General features: G+C 47.8%; 20 protein-coding genes. 10 read left to right on the forward strand and 10 right to left on the reverse strand.

Going from position 1 to position 19,064, the window contains the following annotated elements:
• Positions 1-175: 175 nt before the first annotated feature.
• Positions 176-466 carry a recombinase family protein gene (locus ACYVC2_RS11820; RefSeq protein WP_461102633.1) on the reverse strand — a complete coding sequence of 97 codons (291 nt, stop codon included), beginning with the start codon at positions 464-466 and terminating at the stop codon, positions 176-178.
• Between the two features lie 387 nt (positions 467-853).
• Between ACYVC2_RS11820 and ACYVC2_RS11825 the strand changes: the two genes are divergently transcribed.
• Positions 854-1,384: an antitoxin Xre-like helix-turn-helix domain-containing protein gene (locus ACYVC2_RS11825; protein WP_461102634.1), complete on the forward strand. Its 531-nt coding sequence runs from the start codon at positions 854-856 to the stop codon at positions 1,382-1,384.
• 4 nt (positions 1,385-1,388) lie between these two features.
• Positions 1,389-1,856, forward strand: coding sequence for an RES family NAD+ phosphorylase (locus ACYVC2_RS11830; protein ID WP_461102635.1), 468 nt, complete (start codon positions 1,389-1,391; stop codon positions 1,854-1,856).
• A gap of 78 nt (positions 1,857-1,934) precedes the next feature.
• Here ACYVC2_RS11830 and ACYVC2_RS11835 read toward each other — a convergent pair whose 3' ends face one another.
• From ACYVC2_RS11835 to ACYVC2_RS11855, 5 genes are all read right to left on the reverse strand, one after another.
• Positions 1,935-2,336 carry a hypothetical protein gene (locus tag ACYVC2_RS11835; protein WP_461102636.1) on the reverse strand — a complete coding sequence of 134 codons (402 nt, stop codon included), beginning with the start codon at positions 2,334-2,336 and terminating at the stop codon, positions 1,935-1,937.
• A 675-nt stretch (positions 2,337-3,011) separates the two neighbouring features.
• Positions 3,012-3,674, reverse strand: a complete 663-nt coding sequence (locus ACYVC2_RS11840) for a class I SAM-dependent methyltransferase (protein ID WP_461102637.1) — start codon at positions 3,672-3,674, stop codon at positions 3,012-3,014.
• Between the two features lie 810 nt (positions 3,675-4,484).
• Positions 4,485-4,985, reverse strand: a complete 501-nt coding sequence (locus ACYVC2_RS11845; protein WP_461102638.1) for a hypothetical protein — start codon at positions 4,983-4,985, stop codon at positions 4,485-4,487.
• Between the two features lie 272 nt (positions 4,986-5,257).
• Positions 5,258-6,433: a lipoprotein N-acyltransferase Lnb domain-containing protein gene (locus ACYVC2_RS11850; RefSeq protein WP_461102639.1), complete on the reverse strand. Its 1,176-nt coding sequence runs from the start codon at positions 6,431-6,433 to the stop codon at positions 5,258-5,260.
• 231 nt (positions 6,434-6,664) lie between these two features.
• Entirely contained in the window at positions 6,665-7,183 is a 519-nt protein-coding gene (locus ACYVC2_RS11855) for a recombinase family protein (RefSeq protein ID WP_461102640.1), read from the reverse strand.
• Positions 7,184-7,715: 532 nt separating this feature from the next.
• On the opposite strand from ACYVC2_RS11855, the gene parS reads away from it, so the two are divergent.
• Complete coding sequence (gene parS / locus ACYVC2_RS11860; RefSeq protein ID WP_461102641.1) at positions 7,716-8,201, forward strand: type II RES/Xre toxin-antitoxin system antitoxin; 486 nt, start codon at positions 7,716-7,718, stop codon at positions 8,199-8,201.
• A gap of 3 nt (positions 8,202-8,204) precedes the next feature.
• The gene (locus ACYVC2_RS11865) at positions 8,205-8,738 is read left to right on the forward strand and encodes an RES family NAD+ phosphorylase (RefSeq protein WP_461102642.1); all 534 of its coding nucleotides are present in this window, start codon (positions 8,205-8,207) and stop codon (positions 8,736-8,738) included.
• A 210-nt stretch (positions 8,739-8,948) separates the two neighbouring features.
• On the opposite strand, the gene ACYVC2_RS11870 is transcribed toward ACYVC2_RS11865, so the two are convergent.
• The 4 genes from ACYVC2_RS11870 to ACYVC2_RS11885 all read right to left on the reverse strand — a co-directional run bounded on the left by ACYVC2_RS11870 (position 8,949) and on the right by ACYVC2_RS11885 (position 12,470).
• The gene (locus ACYVC2_RS11870; RefSeq protein WP_461102643.1) at positions 8,949-9,416 is read right to left on the reverse strand and encodes a cupin domain-containing protein; all 468 of its coding nucleotides are present in this window, start codon (positions 9,414-9,416) and stop codon (positions 8,949-8,951) included.
• A gap of 167 nt (positions 9,417-9,583) precedes the next feature.
• Positions 9,584-10,414: a helix-turn-helix domain-containing protein gene (locus tag ACYVC2_RS11875; RefSeq protein WP_461102644.1), complete on the reverse strand. Its 831-nt coding sequence runs from the start codon at positions 10,412-10,414 to the stop codon at positions 9,584-9,586.
• Positions 10,415-10,640: 226 nt separating this feature from the next.
• Complete coding sequence (locus ACYVC2_RS11880) at positions 10,641-11,111, reverse strand: hypothetical protein (protein ID WP_461102645.1); 471 nt, start codon at positions 11,109-11,111, stop codon at positions 10,641-10,643.
• Positions 11,112-11,600: 489 nt separating this feature from the next.
• Positions 11,601-12,470 carry an alpha/beta hydrolase gene (locus ACYVC2_RS11885; protein WP_461102646.1) on the reverse strand — a complete coding sequence of 290 codons (870 nt, stop codon included), beginning with the start codon at positions 12,468-12,470 and terminating at the stop codon, positions 11,601-11,603.
• Positions 12,471-13,005: 535 nt separating this feature from the next.
• Here ACYVC2_RS11885 and ACYVC2_RS11890 point away from each other — a divergent pair.
• The 6 genes from ACYVC2_RS11890 to ACYVC2_RS11915 all read left to right on the forward strand — a co-directional run bounded on the left by ACYVC2_RS11890 (position 13,006) and on the right by ACYVC2_RS11915 (position 18,683).
• Positions 13,006-13,917, forward strand: a complete 912-nt coding sequence (locus ACYVC2_RS11890) for a helix-turn-helix domain-containing protein (RefSeq protein ID WP_461102647.1) — start codon at positions 13,006-13,008, stop codon at positions 13,915-13,917.
• Between the two features lie 83 nt (positions 13,918-14,000).
• Positions 14,001-14,720 (forward strand): SDR family oxidoreductase, encoded by a 720-nt coding sequence (locus ACYVC2_RS11895; protein WP_461102648.1) that lies wholly within the window; start codon positions 14,001-14,003, stop codon positions 14,718-14,720.
• A 531-nt stretch (positions 14,721-15,251) separates the two neighbouring features.
• On the forward strand, positions 15,252-16,415 hold the full coding sequence (gene nhaA / locus ACYVC2_RS11900; protein WP_461102649.1) for a Na+/H+ antiporter NhaA: 1,164 nt from the start codon (positions 15,252-15,254) through the stop codon (positions 16,413-16,415).
• A gap of 271 nt (positions 16,416-16,686) precedes the next feature.
• A complete protein-coding gene (locus ACYVC2_RS11905) occupies positions 16,687-16,998 on the forward strand; it encodes a YpsA SLOG family protein (RefSeq protein WP_461102650.1) in 312 nt (103 codons plus the stop codon).
• Between the two features lie 287 nt (positions 16,999-17,285).
• The gene (locus tag ACYVC2_RS11910; protein WP_461102651.1) at positions 17,286-18,383 is read left to right on the forward strand and encodes a DUF2235 domain-containing protein; all 1,098 of its coding nucleotides are present in this window, start codon (positions 17,286-17,288) and stop codon (positions 18,381-18,383) included.
• A 138-nt stretch (positions 18,384-18,521) separates the two neighbouring features.
• Positions 18,522-18,683: a hypothetical protein gene (locus ACYVC2_RS11915; protein WP_461102652.1), complete on the forward strand. Its 162-nt coding sequence runs from the start codon at positions 18,522-18,524 to the stop codon at positions 18,681-18,683.
• Positions 18,684-19,064: the final 381 nt, after the last annotated feature.

A 19,064-nucleotide genomic window follows, 5' to 3' on the forward strand; every position in this document is an offset into this window, starting at 1 on the left:
GAACCTGGCGGCTGCGAAAGGGAAGCCCACTCTGTTCACTTTTGGCAAGCTATTTTAAATATTGGAATATTAATATGACACAAACCTAAAGGCGGCTGCGGTGCCATCGAATTCGGCTAGGGATGCAAACAAATTAAATACTAAGCGCCCTTGAGCCGTAGTGGTATCAATGGCATCATTCAAACTCCGAAAACCGATCGCTCCGGTGACCCGGTCCTTTACTTTGAAAGTCATTGGTCAGTGTGAAAAGTTCTTTGAGTGATCTCCCTAGCCGATCCAGTTTCCAAACTATAATTGTATCTCCTTCTCGAAGGATATCTAACAGCTTTTGAAGTTGCGGTCTTACTTTGGCCGAAGAGACCTTCTCCTGAAAGATTTTCTGACAACCTGCTTTTTTGAGATCATCCAATTGGAGAGCTAAGTTCTGATCTTGACCGGGCCGCCGGAGCGGTCGAAACGCGTGCATATCCGAATAGCATAGAATTGTCTCAAAAAGGGTCTGATTAATATATTATGGGTTTCGTGTAGATGCAAATGTCTGATTACTAGTTGCATCTATACGAAAAAACATCTTCTATCGTCACATTTCAGAGGTAGATCATAAAATTCATTTGTCTCAAAGGAGCGTCTTTTCTGTGATTGGGATATTAATAACGATAACTATTCATTCGGGAAAGATTGTCAGGTGAAGCCATGTCTGGTCACCCCGCCTGTAGCTATTCTCGTTCAGCGAACGAGGTATAATTAAAACATACAGATTAACCTATTTGGCTTGTACGTAGGATGAGAAACTTTTAGTGCAAAATTGCCATTTATAATGTGTAGTTTTGCACTATATATTCCTGCCTAGCTTATGCAAACGGTTCTGCCAGTTACCAGCCTTATTAGCCAAGCCAGACAAGGTGTCTTGCGCCGACGCGTCGATGAAGTCGCTCGCTTGGTGGGGCTTACCGATAAAGAGATGGCCCGTATCCTGAACATGTCCATCAGAGGCTTGCATGGAAAGGACACGGCGACACGATTGAGTTTGGCCGCTAGTGAACGACTCTTGTTGCTGGAGCGACTCGTCCAGCGAGGTCTTGCCGTCTTTGACGGACGAGCTGATCTACTGGCTCGTTGGTTACGTACGCCACTGGCTGAATTAGCCTACCGTCCAGAGACGAACTCGAATCTTGAGCTAATCGTCCCTAGCTCTCTTCAAGATATGGGGACTTTTAGTCAACCCCTTGAGCAGTCTACTCAGCTAGCTATCAAAGAAACGCCCCATGCGTTGTCTAAAGACTCAGTGGTAGCTCAATCCCCTCTAGCTGTGCTGGATACAGTATCCGGTTTCTCACTAGCCGAAGATGTACTGGGTCGCATAGAATGGGGCCTGGTGGGGTAAGCGAATGGACGTCTATCGTATCAACAAAGAGCCCTACCACCAGGAGCCATTATCGGTTGTGGGAAGCCATCGACATGGAGGCCGTTGGAATCCGAAAGGTACGGGAATCCTGTACACCAGTCGTACACCCGAGCTGGCACTGCTGGAAACGTTGGTGCATTTACCTCCCTTAACCTTAACCGAACTACCTCAACTGTGGTTGAGTACTCTACGTTTGCCTGTCGAAGCTGACAGTATTTTTTGGCTTGATCCTACCAAGCTACCAGCTTATTGGAAGAGTGGTACTTTAGGCGAAACTCAAACGATCCTAACGGAATGGCTGCAAGCCCCTTTTTGCTTAGCTGTAGCGGTACCTTCTGTCATCTTGGAGATGTCGTACAATCTCTTGTTGCACCCCCAACATGCTTCATATGCGGAAGTGGAGGTAGTTGGTCAATCTCTCATACCACTCGATAGCCGACTGCATAAATGAGGGTATATGTGAGACTTTACCTACCCGTGTTAAGAGGTGAAACAGCCGATCAAAGAGGGCTTGTGCCAACTATCCCCCTTACGCCAACTCCGATTTCGTCCAAAGCAACAGGCAGACCCGTAATCGATCCCCCAGTGAGGGATCAGGTTGATATATCTGTTTAAAGAGCCGCACCTGGCTAGGCATTCGGGCGATCGATTCACTCCCAAGCTTATGTAGTTCCGTCAGGGTGCAGGGGTGGCTGGGACTACTGCTTACCTGCATCAACAGTTGATACACCTGCGAACGATCATGCTGCTCAAGCTGCGGTATAAGCAGGTGCAAGATCGCCTCGCTTCGTTGAGGCTGACTGTTCTTTTGTTCTACTTCAAGCAGCTCAATACGTCCTTTGCCTTCCATGAGCCACTTGACGTCCATGCAATCCGCAGCCGAGTACACCTGCTCGCAAAGGTTGGCTAGTATCTGCTCGATTCGATTCATGACCTTTACGGACTGGTAGTATGGTAGTATAGGCTTACAAGGATACGGATAATTTCATACTACCTCGTCTCACTTAGGAGGGTTTTCAGCGAGATCGCTAGTTTCTTACTTGCATACTCGTTACTTCAAACGGAAGCGGGGAAATGTTCATCGTTTCTAGCTGATCTGACGTGAGAAAATAGCCACTAACCGTCACCTTTAAGCTATCCTTCTGAAAGGCTGTCCCTAAATTACAGCTTCCCCAAGGCGTTCGATTTGCCTCATCAACGCCAGGACTATAAGCAGGAACTATCTGGAAGCTGGTTTCGCCATTGCTTTGGCTTCTTTGGATAACAATTGCAGGTCGATGCTGAATAAACTCCCGACGTCTAAGCGGGCCATAGGGGGACTGGCAAGGGGATGTTTCAATTGCTGTATCCTCTTTATTGCATCCAATGAAAACTAGTAGCAGAAAGGGTAGTAAAGGCTTATAGCTCATGGTATTTTGTTTCAATCAACACCCAGAAGCTCATTAATACGTTGGAATCGTGTAATCTCTAAAATCACCCGAATTTAAACCGCAAATCTCTTTACGTCTCAGTTAGGAGCGTTTTCTTTACTTGACCTCGTAACACATTGACCAGCTGTATAAATTATTGTTGGTGGACCATCTCGTATGAATGGGTGCACTCCCCCTTAATGGCTTATCGAACCAATACCGTATGAATCAGCTGTTGAGCCAGTCTCATTTTTAACCCAGCCTACCACCGCAAACAGCGGATCACTCCCCCCACCCGGGCTACGATCCAGGACCTTTATTTGGTCGAACAGGCCCGTTTGCTCATAATACCAACGCACCAACTGCTGATGTCCCTGGTCATCGAGCGATTGCCAAATGGCAACGGCCTTGGTCGCAAACATGCGATTGGAGAACACGGTCAGGAACGGACTGCCGGGCCGCAGCACGCGCGCCAGCTCCTGGTAAACCAGCACTGGCTGCGTCAGGTACTGCACCGACACCGTGACCATGCCACCGTCGAAGGTATTGTCGCCGTAGCAGAGCCTGGGGAGTTGGTTCAGGTTCTGTACCACGTACTCGGTGAGTTGTGGGTTGGCCTTTAACTCGACCTCATTCATGCCCAGTCCGGCCACTCGTCCGTAGGGGATGTTGGTTGGCAGATGGCTTACCCAACTGCTCATTAGATCGAGAATGTTGCCCCCAGCGGGCAAATACTCAGCATATAAGTTGGTGGTGGCCCGGAGGGCAGCCTCGTCGATGTGGTTGACCAGGCGCGGCTGCCGGTAAAATTGCCGGTCGTCGGTTTCGTCGTAGCGTTGAAATGGATTAGTAGCGGTCATAAGAAGCAGGTAAGGAATCAGGAGCCTAACCGATCGTTTAGAGGGGATGTTTAGCGGGATCAGGCGCACAACTGGGTACGCTTGCCGTTTTGTACTGAATCCATCACGTGACTTTATGACCACGATTCAACATCTCATTTCGGGGAGCGTATTTTGAGAATAAATTAGAAAGTAAAAACCCGTTGGAAGTCAAACTAATAGCCGAGATATTTGAGATCATCGGGCTTTTTCTACGCTCTATATGCAATTCTATAGCTACGTTTTAAGCACATCAGTGTAATGCCAATACTTGTAACGCTGTTTCAATGTTTGTGGGTTACGATAAACATCTTAATTTATTTCGTCTTACCCAACCCTTTGAAAAAATGGTTTTGGTTACTCCAGGCCGTTATATGCTTCGTGGCTGTGGTCGGTAGCATTTTGGAAAGGGGATGGGGTAAAGCTTTGTGGTTATCTATAGGGATGAGCCTATTTCTTATCTTTTGGTATAGGCAAAAGATAAGAAACTAAGCCCTACTGAATCAAGCTTTGCTACCGGCTTAACAAGTAACTTACATAGTTCCAGGTTAATATAATGGTAATGGTTGTTGCAAAAGTCTTGTAGACTATTGAGAAACCTAGAAAAGGGGCTGTTACGAGTTACGTTTTCTGCCTATAGCTACGGGTCGAGCAGTAATCGTCATAGCTATGTCGACTTTTGTAACCGCAACGGCGGACTGCAGCCACTTTAGTTATACAACAGCCCTCCAGAAAGTACAACGCCTAGCCACTCCGATTAGTGGCTAGGCGTTGTAATCTTCTATTTTAATCCTACTTCTGTGCTGAAATAATTATTTCCCTTAACGGAGGAGTGTAGGGACTTTTTAATGAATCAAACCGCCATCGTGCTTCTAACGAATCTATGTTGTACCCTATAGTGCGTTCATAAAACCTGTTCCCGTCGATGCTACTCTCATAGACAAAGGGAGCTTTCTCATAAGATGCCAGTTGGAACTTACCACCTTTCTCTTCAATGTGGACAATTCTTGAACCTGTAACGGGTATGTTGCTAAAGTTAGCAACAGGTAGCGTACTGCGGTTCTGAGCGTATTCGACGGCTACTGTATCAGATGCCTTTCGACCAACCCTGATAGAGAAATTGCTTACACCAAGCTTGTTTATGCCGCTGGTCGAGTACACCGTATCACCATTCACTACATAAGACTGAATCGCGTACGCACCAGATGCACGAGCGGCAGTATCTGATGGTTGATCTTTGGGCTGACAGCTAAAAAGACCAGTCAATGATAAAAGTAGAAGTATCTTGTTCATGATATTGAGCCGTTTTTAGGCTAACGTTGAACAACTTGTTGTCGTATAAAAGGCACCTGATCAACAGGAGTTTGGAGAGCTATCATATAACTCAAGTGGCTGCAGTCCGCCGCTGCGGTTGCAAAAGTCGGTACTAGCCTTGATCGCCCACTATTGACCCTTATTTTCACATTAGAAACTAAGAATCGAACCCCTCAACGAGTCTCAGTTGGGAGCGTTTTTTGAGCAGGATAGTAAAGTTAATACCTATGACCTCAAGCTGAAGATAGCTGTCAGACAACTTGGGGGCGTATCTGGTTTCGAGCTAAAACGGGTTGACAATTGACCATACATCGAACCAATAACATGAGCGGACAGACAATATCAAACCAGCCCGGTATCTGCGATAGGGCCATGCCCAGCAAAATCGATAAAGCGGTGATCCCAAAATACAGTCTTCGTAATCGCAATGTCGTTCTTAACCTGGTAGCCCAAAAAACCAAGGGCAGATGAAGCGGCATTAAATACAGCAGGGTTGGATTCCAGGCCGTAACCCCATCATCCCTGATGATCCAAAGAAAAAGTAAAAACCAGCCTAAAAAGCCCGATATACCAAACAAGAGTCGATCAAACCAGCGATCAACTTTCTCATCATTGACATAACGCCATAAGGTCAAGCCAGTCACTAACAAGCATAACAGGGCGAATACTCCGTTGGGAGTTTTACTAAAAGGAGTCGGCTGAGTAACTATTTGTGGGGCTGCGAACAGCGTTTGTTCACCTTGAATAAGCGGCTCTAGCTTTCCATTTGGTTGTCTGATAGTGGCCTGGCGCAGTTGGTCAGCCAGTTGATCGGGTAAATACATGGCCTGCCAGCCATCGGTTTGTTGATCGGATGCTTTTCCGAGAGCTAGGTTCATGCCCAACTGATACCAAGGCTGCTGGGTCAAATACGTATTCATCAAATCTCGATACGACTTACCTGTCATGCGTCGGCGGGATGGAATCATCAGACTATCCCCACAAGCAGAGGCAATCATATCGCGAGGTCGAGTGGCGCAGTTATCGTAGTAGAATTGGTAGCGGTAGTACCGATTTTGAGGTAGATTATTTACGTCCAAAGCCGCAATAAGCTGTTGGCTTTGGGTGGCCGACAGATTCAAGAGTTGCTCCCGAATACTACGATTAGTCTGTTGATAAAAATACGCCGCCTCACCTAAAGGGTGTACCTCCACATAGTAGGGCAAAGTGCCACTTAAGAACTTTGGGATGAACCAACGGCTCCTATGATTAAAGCCGCCATAGCTGTAATTCCGGTCAATGCCAAGTAGGGGATCAACCAAGCGAATTTCAGTATGACCAAAACAGGATGAGATATCATCGTCACCCGGTCCATAGGTAATCAGACTAATCCGGGCGGCAGGAGAGAGTTGCTGACAAGATGCATATTGACTGAATAGCTCAGCCAAACAGACGATCTGGAACAGGTAGACTAGCCATCGGCTTATACCTAATCTACTCCTGGGGTTGAGGGTTGTCTGACCCACTTCTCTGACAGCTTGACTCAATAGAAGTTGTTGGGTGGGGGCCTGTAGATTCATCAGAGTGATTAGTTTGCCGCAAGATACTATTTTGGGTCAGTCTACCGATAAGTAAGCATCGTGCCCGTCTTTTGAAACGCCCATTTTATGAAGCAACCGTTATTTTGCTTCTCGCCAAGCTAAGTAGCGGTAAACTGTCGCTCGGCTTAGATGAAATAACTGACCAATCTCTAAAATCGTATGGGTTTTAAGAGTATACATCGTCTTTACAGCTCGGGCCTTTACTTGGGCTTCGGTAGAGAGTCCTTTCGGACGGCCGCCTATTCGTCCCCTAGCCCGCGCTGCGGCCAAACCAGCTATGGTACGCTCGAGAATTAAATCTCTTTCAAATTCAGCCAGCGAAGCAAATAGGTTAAATACCAAGCGACCTTGTGCAGTGGTGGTATCGATAGCATCATTTAGGCTTCGGAAACCAATGCCATTGGTTTGAAACTCATTGACTAGCGTGAAGAGTTCTTTTAGTGATCTGTCCAGCCTGTCAAGCTTCCAAATAATGACCGTATCACCTTCTCGAAGAATCTCAAGTAACTTTCGTAATTGGGGTCGTTCTTTAGCCGAGGAAACCTTCTCCTGGAAAATTTTATGACAACCTGCTTTTTTGAGATCATCTAATTGCAAGTTCAGATTTTGATCTTGACCGGGCCGCCGGAGCGGTCGAAACGCGCGCGTAGCCGAATAGCATACTATTATTTTAATACAGAAAAGGGAGCGAGTCTAAACCAGTAGTGGCTAACCATGTACTACGTAAGACAATCAGTAGGGCAGGGCTGATTGATAAGCCATGGCCTTAACTAAAGTTTTTGGAACAGATGCAACTAATAGACAGCCGGTTGCGTCCGTCTGGAAAACTATCTTCTATTGTCACATTTCAGAAACAGACCTAAAAAATTATCGGAGGCCTCGATCACTGCTGAATAAATGGTTAATTTCTTGTTAAAAAGGTAATTAAGCGAGGCCGCGCCTTGGTGATCGTCCGGCGGTGTTCACCAAGGCGCATAATGATAAAGTTGCTGATTCTGGAATCCGCTGACCACCGTGGCGCGGTCAGTATCGCCTAAATCCCCACACAAGACAACTTACAAACTTTTTTTTGATTGTACAAGTTATAGCTACGTAAAATGTCAGTAATATTGCTGACAAATTGTCATTCATGAAAGCAACTACCGAGAAAGCTGGCAAAGCTAGACCGGGCGCTAAGGACAACAGCGCACGACAACCGATCTTTATGGCAGCCAATGTTATGGTGCGCATCCTACCTGAGCGAACCGGCCCTTTCGAGCTCATCGCCCAGTCGCGCTCAGGGGTAACCCATGCCGAAGTGCGAAAACAGGCTTCTTTGTTAGAGCTAACGATTCGGGAGTTAGCAATCCTGCTATCGATGAATGAGCGGACGATGGCTCGTCGCTTAGTGAGTGGCTCCCTGAATAAGGTGGAATCTGAACGACTCCTATTGCTCAAAGCCCTAGCGGCCCATGGCCTGCGCGTGTTCGAAGATCAAGGTAAGTTCAACCGCTGGTTGCGTCGGCCCCTGGAGATCCTGGAAGGTCAATCCCCCCTACAACTGCTGGACACGGCTACTGGCTTCCAGGTAGTAGATCAGATCTTAGGCCGCATTGAATATGGGGTTTACAGTTAAGCAATGCCTTTAGTCTACCGTATCCAAAAGAAGCAGTTCGTTGAGTCAGTGCTCACGGGAGAAGGGGCTCGTTTGAACGGTGGTCGCTGGAATCCACCGGGTACTCCCTTAGTTTACACGTCGATTACACCCGAGTTGGCCTTACTGGAGACGCTGGTGCACTTAGATGGTACACCCGTACGCGATTTGCCGCCGTTTGTACGCGTAAGCATCGAGCTACCGGAGGCCATTGAGGAGATCCGATTATCTGAGCTGCCCACAGGTTGGGATGCGCTCAAATATCCTGAAAACCTACCGCAATTTTTACTACCCAGGCTAGTACCGAATTATCCGACCTTGGCCTTTGCTATTCCGTCGGTGATTGTTAAGAACACGCCTTCGCGCAACATCCTGATCAATCCTTTGCACCCGCTGATGAGTCAGGTGAAGGTAGTAGACATGGTAGCTCATGAGTTCGATGAACGATTACAGAAACAGGCTGAGAAGTCAGCGGTAGAGGCCGCTCGGGTTAAGAAGGGCCAAAGACGGTCAACTTAATTGTACCATCCGGTTTCAGCCCTTGTGTGGTAGAACGGCTTGTACCGTTCAAGAATAGAGCGTTTTGTAAAAATGGTGTCGATCGTAATTCATGTCTACTATGCCAAATTAGATTCGCTACAAAGATGAAAATCTGATTAGCCCTAACCCATTACTACGTACTAAGCAAAGCCCCTTCTGCCAATCCGTAGTGACATAGACAGAAGTGTTCTATCTGTTTAAGCGGGGCCCCACAATGCTTACCCCATACTCGTGATGTACCTGCTTGATAAGCTCCAAGCTGGCCGTTGGGGCGAGCTGGGACAGCGCCTTGAAAAGCTCCTCGGTTTTACCACTAGGATTGGTTTGGAAAAACATTGACCCCGTTTCACTGAGTACTAAAAACGCATGGGGCACCTCCCGGGGCAAAAAGATAGTATCCCCACCCTTGAGGGTATAATGCTGGTCACCTACCTGCAACAGAAATTCGCCTTCGACGATGTAGAACTGCTCGTCCTGCCCATGATGAACATGTAAGGGCGGGCCGTCGTTTTTATGGTACTTGCCAGAAAACATGGTCAACTGCTGGTTGGTATCCTGGCCTGCTATTTTTAACGAGAGTTCCATACCCAGCACATGATAAAGCTGGTCAAAACGAGCTTCGGTCTGCCGAATAACAAAGGGTTTAGGGGTAACCATAGGTGTAGTAGTTAGTGTTGCAGGGAGCAAAGGATTAGCTGCAACGGCTGATAGGCCCAGCATAAAGGAACGGCGTGTCGGATGGTACATAGCATTGGTAGCCTGGTTGTGCTGGCCACAAAGCTAGCCTGGTCGGCAGGGATTGTATTGGTCAAAAAACGACATCCCTAGCGAAGACCCAGTACTTTTTCGGGCGCACGGGTTTGGGCTTCTAAGAGGTCTGGGGGCGTCAGGCCGGCAAACTGTTTGAAGTCTTTGACCATGTGCTGATAATCCCCATAGCCACAACCCAGGGCAATAGTGAGCCAATCCAGAGTAGGATCTCGCTGCTTGTGGGCAAAGGCCCGGTTGAAGCGAGCAATCCGCAGGAATAATTTTGGACTCACCCCATTCCGCTGCTTAAATTTTCGTTCGAACTGCCGAACGCTCAGACAGGCTTGACTGGCCAGATAATCTAGAGATGGGGGTAAATAGGGTTTCATAACTAAGCCATTGACCCGGTCGATGGGCTCGATCCGTAAACGCAGTTGACGAAACATGGCGAGCAGATAGGTCTCGGTGGTTTGGATCATGCGGTCATATTGCTCCGTATCCATCAATTGCTGAAGGAGCTGATAGTTTTCCCGGCCCAGTACATCTTCCGCATTGATCACCGCGTCGGTGAAATAGGTGGTAGGTAGTTGCCCCAGCAGATGAAAGAGTCCTCCGGGCTGAAAAACAATTTTGAGGAGCTTGAAATTTCTTGGGTAGTGGTGAAACCAGCTACTGAGCAGTTGCCCCTGAATCACGCTGGGCGGGATTAGCAGTCGTTTATCCTGGTCAGGACTTATTTTAGTGAACCGGCCCGAGGGATAGAAGATAAGACTTTGTTCGGCCCGGGCTTCCAGCAGTCGGGCTGGTCGCTGACCCGCCAGGCCTTCAAAGTTAAAATGGATCAGAATATATTCTTTGACAAAGGGCAGTAAAGCGGGGTGGGGCTGAGTGACTTGGTAGATCATAGCATGCTCCGTCATTTAGATAGCTAGTTAGTAAAGAACATGCTTAAATGCTTGATTGATACCCGCCAGCCAAGGAATAATAGCTTAATTTAGGAAAAAAATTGCCTCTTCGTCTCAATTAGGAGGATTTTAGGAGATAGTGATTTATTTGATATCTTTCAACGACTATTAGTCACATACGAAGGATGTACACTACCGTTTACTTTCAGATCATGTGCTGAAGCAGCTAACCAGTGCTTAAACTGGACAAACCGGGCTCTGGCCAGGGTAGCTTGCTGGCTTTGACCGACCAGATCCAAGTATAAGCAATACTTGCCTTTATGCCAGTATGCGTATTTCGAACGGTTTGCCGATGAAGAAGCACTTGTCGGTTGGCCGGAAAAAATTGCGTGGGGTCGAGTTCAGCGGCTAAGGTGTCTAAGCTGCGATTGATTTGCAAGGTGCCCAACGGATGCCGCACAAAACACTGTCGGTTAACCACATAAAATAATAGACAATCGGCCGCTAGCAAGATCATTGTGCCTTTTTCGTCGTGTCCTTGGATCGTGGTTAGGTAATCTGAAGGAGTGTATGGGGCTGGGGTCAGCTGATGCCGTTTGAGCCGACTCTTGACAGCGGTCAGCAAATCCTTGATCATGAAGGGCTTGGTCAGGTAATCATCCGCTCCCAGGCCCATCCCCCGGCGTAAGTCGACCATGTCGGATTTGGCGGTTAAAAAGACGAAGGGCAGGTGGCCCACATCGAAGCCTGGACAGTATGTTGATGCCTGTGACGGTCCTAGTGGCCTCCTGTTGTGGCTTAATACCGGATCAACCGACCCAGGCGTTAGGCGTCGAGTTACTTAGTTTGGGGTTGCTGTCAGGGCTGTTAAACTTAACATTGAGCCGGCGGATCCAGGTGCTCACACCCGTCGAGTGCCAACGCATTGACTGGCTAAACTTAGGGCTCAGTCAACTAACCGTTTTCCCTATTGGCTGGCGGGTTGTCTGTTGCTGCTGGTTGGCTGGGGCGGGCTATATTGGTTGGTGGCGGGTATGCTGCTGTCGTTCATCAAAACCGTTTATTATACCTGGATTTTGCTCATTGTTATAAATTGATAACCTAAGTTGATTTATTTAATAAAACGTCCTATTCCTGAACCTTAAAAACGGCTCACGTCTCATCGGGGAGCCTTTTTTGAGAATTCTTAGTGATGCTTTTCCCAATCCTTGAATATAAAACGTAGCGCATCGAAATAAGCCACAATGGGTTCGGTCATGTGCGTTTCGCTGGGGTAATGCTTATACAGATAAGTCAGGCGTTGTAGCTTCTTATTAGCCAGTGTGGCAGCCAGCTTTAGCAAATGCTTATGAAAAAACGAATTAGGTCCCCCTTCATTTCCGTCACTAATAAAAAGCATCTTGTTTAAGGCTGAACCGGTTTTCAGTTTTTCATCAGTCAACTTCAACATATACTCCTTGTCCCACCAAAGCGAGGGGCTTACGGCCACATAGGCATCAAACAGATCGGGATGGGTCAACAGACAATTCAACGAGGCAAGGCCCCCAAAAGAGTGCCCGGCCAAAATTTTATAAGCCGCGGTTGGGTAGGTTTTCTCCATCAGGGGCATCAGTTCGGTCGCTATGAATTGTAAAAATTTTTCGTTGCCCCCACTGGCTTGATAAGCACTAGTATCGGGTTTGCCCTCATAATTCAGCACGCTATGGCTTGGGGTAAGGTCTCGGGTTCGGTTGGTATTGGGGATACCAATGACGATTGTCTTGGGCATGGCCATCACATCGGGCCGAGAAAGATAATCGACGTACTGAACAAGCAGTTCAAAATGATTGTCACCATCCAGTACGTATAAGACGGGAAATCGCTGGTTTCTATGGGTGGAATCTACTTTAGGGCAATGCACATACACGTTACGCTCTTCGTTCAGTAGCTGGGAGTGCATGCTCACCACCTCGCTGACTGGATAGCTATAGGGCTGCGTAGGCTGGGACTTTGTCGGTGAAGCGACAACCATAAGCAGAATCGATAGCCATCGAAAGGAATACAGCAACAACTTCATGGGGTAAAATTTAACGAATGATGGCCTCGAATTTTTGCCTGACCACTACCGGATTAGGGCGTGCTGTTGTGGCGATATTCGGAGTGGTATGAGCCCAAATATAGTCTTAAAAGCTCGATAGAAGACGCAGATCGGTCAGCCACTTCAGTAAAAAGCTGTGGCTGTGGACCGTGCTTATTGTATCCCTAGACTTCACTAAATAAGTGACGTGTCGCCCGTATGAATTACGCACTTGTGAAGGGCTATAATTAGGGGCGTATATCGCTTTGCTAGACAATCTCTTTAAACCCAGAAGTTAATGAGCACATACATAAACACTTCTTTGGCTTATTTGGGAGCATTGTACAAGAACCACAATTCTAATTTATTAATGATATTTATGCGGGAAAGAGAACAAATCGGCTAGTTCATGGCTGAACCATGCCTGGCCCTATGAATAGTGGTAAGTCCTGGAAAAGCCACTAGCCAGGACTGGTATCCCATAAAAGGGGAATAGCTAACCCTGAAGCGAACAGGGAGTTTTATAGTCGTTTAGATGAAAAAGGACGCTATCATCCGATATTCTGTTGAAACGTATCGACCGGTCCACCGGAATATTACCCAACCTGGTGAATTCGGCTATTCAGCCATTCAGCCGGTAAATTATCTACCCGGTTTTGAGATCTACTCCAAGCAGGGTATCCGACCTGCTTTTGGCCCTGTAATTGTGAATGCATACCGCCTAGGTTTTACCACAAGTGGCTCGGTCGAAGTTGACTTGGGACTCAACACATGTACCCATCACAAAGGAATTATTACCATTACAGCACCGGGTTCTATTTTCTCCTACCGCAACCCAAGTGCCGATTATTCGGGCTATTACTGCCTATTTGACGGTACTTTTTTAGAGCCAATGCGGAAAAATTTGGAGTATTCCTTCCCATTCTTCGATGCGCAGGGTGTATCCTCGTTCTTGCTGTCGAACCCCGAGCTGGCTAAGTTTGTCCAACTCATGTGGGAAATTGACGGGGAACTCAAGGCCGACCAGGCAGATAAACGTCAAGCGGTTCAGCATTATTTATCCCTTATGCTGATTGCAGCTAAGCGAGCTTACCAGCGACAGATGCCCCAACCTTTAGCCATAAGTGAGCCCTATAACCTGGTCGCTGTTTATACCAAATTAGTTAGTCTGCATTTTCTGCAAAAGCGAAAGGTGGCCGATTACGCCACGATGATGAACGTAACGCCCAATCATTTAAACAAGATTATTAAGCAGTATACTAACCAAACGGCTTCATCAAAAATTAGCCAGATGCTACTGCTAGAAGCCAAAGCCCGCTTAAGGTATACCCAGCAAAGCATTGCTGAGCTGGCTTATGAATTGGGCTTCAGTGATCCATCCGCTTTTAACCGATTTTTTAAAAAGCAAACAAACAGCACACCGTTGAGCTTCCGGACATCGGCATAAATCGGTATAGACAAAGCATAATCCGGTCAGTAGTTGGGCTGTCATCCTCTATAATTTTGCTTGACAATGTTTGTTAAAGCAAAATGAAAAATCTAGAAAATAAACGAATTATTCTTGTTGGTGGTACTTCGGGCATTGGTTTAGCCACTGCCATTATGCTTGCCGCAGAAGGGGCTGATGTTATTCTAGCCGGTCGAGACGGACACAAACTTGAGCAGGCCAGAAAGCAAATCAGCGCATCGCCCCTTTCACAAGCCGTCGATGCGACGGATCGACATCAGTTAGATGATTTTTTCCAAACCGTAGGCGATTTTGATCACTTAATTCTTACCGTTAGTGGCGGCAAAGGAGCCGGTGCTTTCAAGGAGTTGAACCTGGATGATCTGAGGGTAGGCTTCGACGAAAAATTTTGGCCGCAACTTCAGGCTTTACAGGCAGCCCTTCCTTACTTGAAAAAAAGGGGTAGTGCTACATTAGTTACGGCCGTATCGGCTACTTCGGGCAAGCCTGGTTTTTCGGGGTTGGCTGCGATTAATGGTGCTCTGGAATTGATGATACCCGTTTTAGCCAAAGAGCTGCAGCCTTTACGGATTAATGCGGTTTCCCCTGGCGTTGTCGATACAACTTGGTGGGATTCCTTCCCGACAGCTGTTAAACAGGGTTTGTTTGATCAACTGGCTGCAGAAACCCCGGTAGGTCGCATCGGAAAGCCCGAAGAAATCGGTCGTTGCATCCGCTTTATGCTAGAGCAAGACTTTATCACCGGTCGAATATTGCAAGTGGATGGTGGGTATGGTCTATAAACCGGCCTAAATAGAGTAGATGATTGGTTGGCGAAGGAGCCGCTCAATAACGCCCCAATTGAGGATTTGCCTATCAATTGGGGCGTTTATTTCATTTTGAGGAGCGTTATTGTTGGACAATCAGTGCTGAACCGTCTAGTGAGTCGCCGACGTCAGTTGGTTACGCCATTCGGTTTTACGAACGGTCCCAATGACTTGGAGCCAGAATACAAAAAAGCCTGTCCTCAACTAATGGCAGGCTTTCCGCCACTCGGGCGGCCCCGTTCTATACACACCAGTGGACTTCTACTAGTAGGAGTCTATGATACCGGCAAGATAGAACAAGAACCACTTCACTGGGAACACGTCGGCGAGAACGACCTGCTATTGATGCATACTGGTCAAAATGGACTGGAAATAAGTCAGTATTCTATGGTTCCCAACCTGGTGAAACCAGCATTTTGTGAGACAATTCTAAGGTGATTCTAATGATACTTTTTGCCTACTTATTGGGCTATATACCGAACTTTGGGCGGCATTAATGCTACCCTCATGCAAAATCAATCGCTAGGTATTAGTAAGTACTTTCTTAAATCTCCGTCATTTCCTGGAATCCTTTTACTTGCTTTTGTGGCCGCTTCCCTATTGCTTGCCAACTCTTCAGCAGGACAACACTTTGACCAGTTATTAGCAAATGAAATTGGATTTAACTCGGATGTTCTGCACCTGCGTTATTCTGTTTTATTGTGGATCAATGACGGGTTGATGGCCGTTTTCTTTCTATTGGTTGGCTTAGAAATTAAACGCGAAGCCCTCACGGGTGAATTAGCTTCCATTGAAAAAGCCGCCCTACCTATTGTGGCCGCTTTAGGCGGTGTCATTGTTCCGGCTCTGGTGTATGCCCTCATCAATCAAGGAACGCCCACCGCCAAAGGTTGGGGCATTCCAATGGCAACAGACATTGCCTTTGCTCTGGCTATTGTCATTATGTTAGGCAACAAAGTACCTACTTCCTTAAAGGTATTTTTATCCGCTCTGGCTATCGTGGATGACTTATCGGCTATCATTGTGATTGCCCTTTTTTATTCAACCAGCTTGCAGCTTAGTTACCTACTCTATGCTAGTGGTATTGTCGTACTCCTACTGGCTTTTAATCGTGCCGGGATTCGTAACCTGGCTTTCTACCTGATTCCTGGCCTAGTAATGTGGTATTGTGTGCATCACTCCGGTATCCATGCCACGATTGCAGGCGTATTGACTGCGCTCACCATACCAACAAATCCAGTCAACGGGCATTCACCTCTAGAAAAGTTGGAACACGTATTAGCTCGACCTGTAAATTTTTTGATTATGCCACTCTTTGCGTTCGCCAATACCAATATCCGGTTTGAAGCGGGCATGGTTGAGGGGCTGGCTACGCCTTTAGGATTAGGCATCCTGCTCGGCCTATTGATTGGCAAACCGCTGGGCATTACTCTATTTTCGTTTTTATCAGTAAAACTAGGCTTGTCCTCGCTTCCTTCCGGCGCTCAATGGAAACACATTATCGGAGTGGGAATCTTAGGCGGCATTGGGTTTACTATTTCGATTTTTGTGGCTAATCTATCGTTTGAGCAGTTGGAGCTACTTTCTCAAAGTAAGTTTGCTATCCTGACGGGTTCTATTCTGGCGGGAACTATAGGCTATATTACACTACGTAGTATTTCCCCGTCTTAGGTATTAAAATTACCAATATCGTAAAACGCCCGTTTTTATGGCCTTAATGGTTACACGTCAATGGTTATGGCCTGCACTCACTGATTTGTCTCAAATTGCCGTCTCACGTATCAACATCTCAGAAACAGAGGTGTAGATGAGTTTAGGATACACTTCGACAAATACTATCGGTTTCATCCGCATTTGTCGTTGATTCCGTTCAAGACCAGACAACTAAAGTGCCGTACTTACTCTTACAAAGCAGCCGACTTCTAGCTAGTTTTTGAAGGATATGAATTCATTTCCCCTTCTACGCATCATTTCCAGAGGCCAGACCGGTATTGACCAACTGGGCCTGGAGGTCGCCCGATCGCTGGATATCCCAACGGGCGGTGTTGCCCCTAAAGGCTATCTGACCGAGAACGGACCCGATGAGCGGTTACGGGAGTATGGTCTTACCGAACACACTTCTGCGCAGTATCCACCCCGCACCCGCGCCAATGTTCGGCAGTCCGATGGAACCGTGATTTTCGGCCAGCTAACCGATGGAACGAAACTGGCGCTGGATACCTGCATCCGGGAAAACAAAACTCTACCTGGTTAACCCAACGGCTGAGCAGCTGCGGCCTGGCTTGTCGAGTACTCGATCCGGGTATTGAATGTAGCCGGCAGTCGGGACAGCGGGTTGACGCCGGAGTCGTTGGAACAGTAGCGGCAGGTGCTCATCGAAGCGTTGCAATAAGATCACAGGTAAGGCAATACGTCTCTCTGTTTGAACGAGTGTATTCGCAAGTGGCTGGGAGAGAATAGGTTACCGTTGGCTCAGAAGATTAGCCAACGATCCGGGCTTTTCTGTAAACTGGTCCTTCAATCCTACATCCCTTCCTCGCCATGAAAAATATCGTTGTTTGCTGTGACGGAACCGCCAATGAACTGACCTCGCCCGACCAGAATTCCAATGTCATCCAACTCTTCTGCATGTTGCGCAAAGACCCAACCAATGCTGATCAGGCTACCTACTATGATCCTGGCGTGGGAACGCGGGGGTATGTCCAATGGATGGACTGGTGGGATCAGGCGACCGGCTGGAGCGTGGATGAGAACGTGAAACAGGCCTACGAGTTTCTGATGAACTTTTACGAACCCGGTGATCGCATCTTTCTGTTCGGCTTCAGTCGGGGTGCCTTTACCGTGCGGGTACTATCGGGCCTTATCGCCAAAAGCGGCCTCCTTTACAAGCGCAATGAAAACCTGATTGAATACGCTTTTAAAGTGTTCCGGCAGACGGATAACGATGAACAGGCGACCGAATTCCGAAAGAACCTGTCGCGCGAGGTGCCCATTGCGTTTCTGGGCGTCTGGGATACGGTGAGCGCCGTCCTGCACAAAGTGACGTTTAACAAACTACCCCGGTTCTTTCAGGACACGTTACTCTCCAAACAGGTTGAGTACGCGTGCCAGGCGCTTGCTTTGGATGATTTTCGGCGAACGATTTTCAAACCCATTTTGTGGGGACCGGTAGAACCCCTGGACCGAATGGAGCAGGTCTGGTTTGCCGGGGCCCATTCGGATGTGGGGGGCGGATATGAACCCGACGGGCAGGGACGTCGACTTGCCCGGGTACCGTTACAGTGGATGATCAAACGAGCCAAAGCCCATGGTTTGCTGCTGGACAGCTCCGTGGATCCGGATGCGCTGGTTCTGCCCGGCGACGAAGCTGGAGACCTGCATCGACCCGACCAGACAATGCCCTGGATGCTATTTCCCTTTCTAAACGGCCCCCGCCCCATTTCGGCCCATCAGCCAATTCATGACTCGTCTCAACAGTTGCTGCCCCGGCTGCACCAGTCCGTACGGCAGCGTCTGCAGGAGCGGTCCGATTACCGGCCGACCAATCTACCCGAGGCTTATGTGGTGGTTGATGATGCCGGCAATGTTGTCGAAACAGTCGATAAGCTCCGTTCAACGGCTTCGGTACTGGTCAGCTAATCCGGTTTAAAGCCCTGAGCAATCAGCTAGACGAGCGCTGGTATTGATGCTGCCACGATTCGGCCCTGACAACTTCGGCTCTGACTAGTAAACTTCAGTCGCGACGAACGGGAAATGGCGTTAATTTGATGGTAGTCTATGAATTTTGAGTGGGACGAGGGCAATTTAGCCAAGCTGGAATTAGTTCGAGAAAGCGGCCGACTTTTTTATCGGGATGAGATCAAAAGTGTGTTCGATGATGCCAGCCAACTGATCACGCAGACGTACAGCGACGAGCTAACTGGGGAGAGCGGTACATGATTCGGGGTATCAGTAATGAAAACCGCGTTCTTTCTGCTCTTTTCGTAGTACGGAAACCTGGCGACCGAATCCGGCTGCTGAATGTGTAGAAGACGAAAGGGGCTAAACTCAAGGTTTAACATAGTGCCAGTGGTCAATTTATTGGCCGCATGGGTTTAGTAACCAATCCAGGCTTTACAAGCGCACAGGGTAGGGGCTGCTGATTCAGCTACTACAGGCGTGCTTTTCCGCTTACTAAAATTCTCGACAAGCCTATTGAGCTCCTTGGTAACTTACCTCAGTAAACCACTAAACCAGATCCGGCTGGTTCAGCTAGACTCCCAATCCCCTGCCATGAAGCGTCGAACATTTCTCCAGGCCACTTTACTCACCCCTCCCTTC

Source organism: Spirosoma koreense, from assembly GCF_054777875.1.

Bases quoted from the DNA above. Each gene is read 5' to 3' on its own strand.
- ACYVC2_RS11820 (WP_461102633.1), bottom strand. From the start codon at position 466: ATGCACGCGTTTCGACCGCTCCGGCGGCCCGGTCAAGATCAGAACTTA.
- ACYVC2_RS11825 (WP_461102634.1), top strand. From the start codon at position 854: ATGCAAACGGTTCTGCCAGTTACCAGCCTTATTAGCCAAGCCAGACAA.
- ACYVC2_RS11830 (WP_461102635.1), top strand. From the start codon at position 1,389: ATGGACGTCTATCGTATCAACAAAGAGCCCTACCACCAGGAGCCATTA.
- ACYVC2_RS11835 (WP_461102636.1), bottom strand. From the start codon at position 2,336: ATGAATCGAATCGAGCAGATACTAGCCAACCTTTGCGAGCAGGTGTAC.
- ACYVC2_RS11840 (WP_461102637.1), bottom strand. From the start codon at position 3,674: ATGACCGCTACTAATCCATTTCAACGCTACGACGAAACCGACGACCGG.
- ACYVC2_RS11845 (WP_461102638.1), bottom strand. From the start codon at position 4,985: ATGAACAAGATACTTCTACTTTTATCATTGACTGGTCTTTTTAGCTGT.
- parS (WP_461102641.1), top strand. From the start codon at position 7,716: ATGAAAGCAACTACCGAGAAAGCTGGCAAAGCTAGACCGGGCGCTAAG.
- ACYVC2_RS11865 (WP_461102642.1), top strand. From the start codon at position 8,205: ATGCCTTTAGTCTACCGTATCCAAAAGAAGCAGTTCGTTGAGTCAGTG.
- ACYVC2_RS11870 (WP_461102643.1), bottom strand. From the start codon at position 9,416: ATGGTTACCCCTAAACCCTTTGTTATTCGGCAGACCGAAGCTCGTTTT.
- ACYVC2_RS11875 (WP_461102644.1), bottom strand. From the start codon at position 10,414: ATGATCTACCAAGTCACTCAGCCCCACCCCGCTTTACTGCCCTTTGTC.
- ACYVC2_RS11880 (WP_461102645.1), bottom strand. From the start codon at position 11,111: ATGGTCGACTTACGCCGGGGGATGGGCCTGGGAGCGGATGATTACCTG.
- ACYVC2_RS11885 (WP_461102646.1), bottom strand. From the start codon at position 12,470: ATGAAGTTGTTGCTGTATTCCTTTCGATGGCTATCGATTCTGCTTATG.
- ACYVC2_RS11890 (WP_461102647.1), top strand. From the start codon at position 13,006: ATGAAAAAGGACGCTATCATCCGATATTCTGTTGAAACGTATCGACCG.
- ACYVC2_RS11895 (WP_461102648.1), top strand. From the start codon at position 14,001: ATGAAAAATCTAGAAAATAAACGAATTATTCTTGTTGGTGGTACTTCG.
- nhaA (WP_461102649.1), top strand. From the start codon at position 15,252: ATGCAAAATCAATCGCTAGGTATTAGTAAGTACTTTCTTAAATCTCCG.
- ACYVC2_RS11905 (WP_461102650.1), top strand. From the start codon at position 16,687: ATGAATTCATTTCCCCTTCTACGCATCATTTCCAGAGGCCAGACCGGT.
- ACYVC2_RS11910 (WP_461102651.1), top strand. From the start codon at position 17,286: ATGAAAAATATCGTTGTTTGCTGTGACGGAACCGCCAATGAACTGACC.
- ACYVC2_RS11915 (WP_461102652.1), top strand. From the start codon at position 18,522: ATGAATTTTGAGTGGGACGAGGGCAATTTAGCCAAGCTGGAATTAGTT.